1 protein-coding gene is annotated in these 1,699 nt (G+C 40.5%); it reads left to right on the forward strand.

The window, feature by feature from the left end; all coding sequences use genetic code 11:
* Window positions 1-1,005, forward strand: a 1,005-nt coding sequence (locus tag KPX09_RS05195; RefSeq protein WP_249549292.1) for a hypothetical protein, incomplete at its 5' end; no start/stop codon positions are given.
* Window positions 1,006-1,699 lie beyond the last annotated feature (694 nt).

Genomic DNA, 1,699 nt, shown 5'->3' on the forward strand with positions numbered 1-1,699 from the left:
GAATTCACAGATTCAGCTGAGATTCGTAGGGTATTGTTTCTGATAGCTGGGATCCTTGGAGATACAGCATTTCCTGTCGACGCTGGCATTGAGAGAGAATTTGCCCAATGTGCAAACCTTTGTTCATCGATCGCAGGTATTTTCCGGGAAAATACTAATACATACGTGAGGACAGTACTTGCCGAGTTGGTAATTTATAAGCTATCTGGCACTGCTTCTAAATTCAAGGCAGCTATAGGTCGGTATACACCACTAGACGATCCACTTCTTGAATGCAACGTATATGTTTTATGTAAATTAGAAGGTCTATTAAAAAGGGCATTTAAGAATTATCTAGAGCCGAGAACTGCGGTACTTGGATTATCGGAAGATTTGAGTCTTCTATGCAAAGCAGACTATTGCCTCTTAAACATACTGAATGCAATTGCATGCTTAGATGCTTCAGAAGAGCTATATCGAACAGAGAGGCAACAGTCCTTTCGAGCATTGGGCGAAAGGTTTATTATAAAGAAGTTATACTGTTCTATGAGTGCGGGAACTGCGTATACTGCTGCTGTGGAATATTGGAGGCATTGCAAAGCTGAGAATTATTCAGGTACAGCAGTGCGTGAAGTTGTTAGCAATTCAGAATATGCAGTAAACCTGATGTCATCAAGTTTACTGCCTAACCCTAGCATTCCTGCCTGTGTACGTAGTATGCTAAAACAAGCTTCATTATGTATGCAACGAGCTATGTGTCTTGTAGATGATACCGTGAAGTCTGTTTATCCTTGGGGAAATATGGAGCGAGGGTTGCTTCCGTTATTGCCGGGTGAATTTCATCCAGATATGTTGTTAAGCATAGATAGACCTGGAGGTCGCGCTCGTCCGATGTACGGAGATGGGGAACAGAGATTCAGAAGATTACCGAACAGCGAAATTTCGTCTCCTTTGCTGTCACCTATGGCACCACCGGAAAATACTCTCACTATGTTATCTAGCTGCTTCTTTTCCACTATGCACTAGGGAAGGACTGCCTTCATACTATATAGGAGGAATGACATTTCTAGTATAAGTTTTGCAACTCGCAGACATGGAAAACGATGTGGAGGTTTTGTCTTGTAGAGTCTGAAGGACCTAGAAATCGTGCCATGCTTATACAATTTATTGCACTATGTCTGGCGTAGATTTAGAATTAGAAACCTAGGGGCTACCCCAATACTTACACAGCCCTCGCTATGCTAGGTGGAATAGGTCTGGACAACATCCTCCCTTGCTCTCATACTCCACAAGCAGAAATACAATTGGAAATATTTAAACGTTGTAGCAAATTTCGTATATCAATTCCTCTACATCCACCAGAGCAGCACAATCATATATATTTTTTATAGAGAACCAGAGAAAAGAAGTGCTGCAACTAATAACAAAGTTATGTGCTTAGAGTTTGAAACTCTTAAACAAGTTAACAAATAAGTGTGCCACCCAACATAAGTGCAGAATATCGGGAAGAGATGGTGTTTTGAATTGTTATCTAGTAGGTGAAAATTATATCAGGATACTCGTAGTATATCCCAGTAGTCTTCTGATAGATCCGTGTCTGAACATCGCAAGTAGGCTTAGAAAGCCTGTTATGTATAAGTAATATGAAGCCCTCATCATTTTGTAGGAGTTATAAGTGACAAAAGTTACTTACCTACTTACATTCCTCTACCTGCTATTT

The organism is Anaplasma phagocytophilum, from assembly GCF_023476575.1.
Lineage (GTDB): Bacteria > Pseudomonadota > Alphaproteobacteria > Rickettsiales > Anaplasmataceae > Anaplasma > Anaplasma phagocytophilum_A.